The sequence below is a fragment of the candidate division KSB1 bacterium genome (assembly GCA_022562085.1).
Taxonomy (GTDB): domain Bacteria; phylum Zhuqueibacterota; class Zhuqueibacteria; order Oceanimicrobiales; family Oceanimicrobiaceae; genus Oceanimicrobium.
On the sequence record JADFPY010000459.1, the window covers coordinates 1 to 2,717 of the forward strand.

The window sequence follows — 2,717 nt, forward strand, 5'->3', positions numbered from 1 at the left end:
GATTTTGCCCGGCTGGAAGAAGACGTCAAAAAAGTCGAAGCCGGAGGGGCCGACCTGTTGCATATCGATGTCATGGATGGTCATTTCGTCCCGAATATTACCATTGGACCGCTGATCGTACAAGCCTTGAGACCTCGCACCAAGCTGCCCCTTGATGTGCATTTGATGGTCGAAAACCCGGAGCGCTATATCGATGCATTTGCTGAAGCAGGCGCGGATTACCTCACTGTGCAGGTGGAAGCGTGCGTTCATCTACATGGTGTTCTGCAGGCAATCAGGACAGCCGGAATGAAGGCCGGAGTTGCGCTAAATCCACACTCACCGCTTGCAACGATCGAAGAAGTTTTAGCCGATTTAGACTTGATTTTAATCATGTCTGTAAATCCGGGTTTTGGCGGGCAGAAGTTTATTCCGGAAGCACTGGATAAGCTGCGGCGTACCCAAAAGCTGTTGCGGCAACGGGAGTTTACTCGCATCGAAGTGGAAGTGGATGGCGGCGTTAAATTAGAAAACGCCAAAGAAATTGTCGAGGCCGGCGCTGAAATTCTTGTTTCCGGATCCGGAATATTTGGCAGACCCGATCCCGCTGAAACTATCAGAGAATTCAAAAAACTGTGAAAGCCCGATTAGCGAAAGACTGAAGAGCGAGAAGCGAGAAGCGAGAAGCGCCAAGAATCTAAACCAACTATAAAATGACGATCTTCTGAGTTTTAGTTGCTAAAATTTTCCCCTTCGTGTCAAATGACAAAAATGGGTCGAATAATAGAAAATTTCAACTAAGAGGTAAAATAAATGGAAAATTTAAAAGCGGCAGAGGTTTCTTCTAAAAGCCTTGATGATGCTGTGGTAGCTTTAGGGACGGCCGGCGCTGCAGCAAAACCATCCAAGACCGTGAGATTGGTAAACCACCCACTGACAAAAGCGCTTATAGATTGCGGTACGAAACACATCTATACCGACACCGCCGATCGCAACGAACTTGACGACCTGTTGACAGTTGAGGAAACCGGGGATTCTTTGCAGGTAATTAAAGAAATCGATGGCAATACCACCAATCAAGTGTTGGTGGCCAGAGTATTAGATCGTTACTTAGGTGAAGGCGAGGACGCAGACATCGTGGATTGGGTAAAAGCCATGCAGGCCGCAGCGCCCGGCCTCTCTTTGTCGGAAGCGATTGCATTGATTTATACCATCATCAACGGCCAGCTGGGTCGAAGTCTGAAAACCTACTACGGCACCGGTAAAGACTGGGAAATCAGTCTGGAGCTTCATACAAATTTGGCGCCGGGGATTGAGGCTTCGAAACGCGTCGGCCGGTATTTAGCTCGCATGCTGCCCGGCTCGTTTGTGAAGGTTGCTTTTACGCCGCATCATCCGCACGCATTTCTCATCGCCCGTGACCTGGAACGGGAAGGCATCCCGGTAAATTTTACGACCACCTTTTCAGCGCGCCAGGTGGCAGCAGCCGCGATTTTGTCCAACGTGACCCGAACCAACATTTTTATGGGACGATTAAACCAGGGACTGGAATCCGAACTTTTGGGCGAGCAAGTGGATTTGGTTGCCCAAAGAACTCTCAACCAACTTCGGGACCAGCTGAACGTGAAAACCCAGCTGATCGTCGCCAGCATCCGCAGCTGGAAAACCATGGTCTACGCAGCCGGCTGCGATGTGTTCACGGTTCCTTACCCGGCCCTAAAGGAATTCTTAAACCAGACAGAGGTTGCTGCGCATGAAATACGCAGCCGGGTCAATGATGATTATTCAGATAACCTGGGGACGTCGCAGAATGTCCTGGATAAAGTAGGTAAAAGCAGATTAGAGCGTTTATACACTGTGGAACCGGAGTTCATCGAGTTCCTGAAAGAGGTTCGCAATGGCTCTGATTTTGATGAATTGGACGGCGAAGGTCTTTATCAAAAATTTGCCGATGCGGGTTATGATGATATGTTTTACTCGCCGACTGCAGACGACTGGCAGGAACTTAAAAAAAACAAGCTTCCGGATTTGGATTCTCAATTGACCGGGAATCTTCCTTTGGACACTCTTTACAGTCTGCTCGCTTTTGCCGATTTTACCAAGTTTCAAGACGAAATGGATGAACGAATTGCAAATCGAATCCGCAGGTTTTTCTAACGTCAACTTAACTACCCTCAAAAAAATGCCTGTATATAGGAAACTCAGTTGCCTATATGTAGGAACATTTGAATTTTGTTCCTATATGTAGGCACAAAAATCCGAAGAGTATGCTATTCAATCATAAGTTGGGCGGCGAAACGTAAATTTCTGATGCTAAAAATATTTTTGTACTCAAGCGTATCGATTCTTATAATACACTCCTTGATTTCGTGTCAGCCATTTACACGTGGGTTTACCTTTCAAGGGGAATATGTAGCTCCCCAATCAGGCTTTCTAGTTCGTATGATTGCTCGAGGCAATATCAAAAATGGGAGTGATGTGAGTGACAAAGCTTTTTCTTTGGTAAGGGTATGCCCTATTGATTCTAAGAATGGATTACCATTCGATTTATCACTATCCGCTGAGCCGGATGAATGGACTACAATGAAGAGTAAAGTCCTTGGTTTTTCAAAATCGGAATGGCATTGGAAAACTTCTGAGAATTTATTTAAGAAAGCTTTGAAGAGTGCTGGCTTTAACACAATAGTAGACGAGGAAGTCAAGGGTAGCGTCAGAGTCATTAATGGTTCTCTGGCAGG

At 46.4% G+C, this 2,717-nt stretch carries 2 protein-coding genes; both read left to right on the forward strand.

Features of this window, described 5'->3' with window-relative positions:
- The coding region (locus IH879_22185; GenBank protein ID MCH7677636.1) for a ribulose-phosphate 3-epimerase at window positions 1–618 on the forward strand (618 nt) is incomplete at its 5' end.
- Between the two features lie 174 nt (window positions 619–792).
- A complete protein-coding gene (locus tag IH879_22190) occupies window positions 793–2,136 on the forward strand; it encodes a transaldolase (GenBank protein ID MCH7677637.1) in 1,344 nt (447 codons plus the stop codon).
- Window positions 2,137–2,717 lie beyond the last annotated feature (581 nt).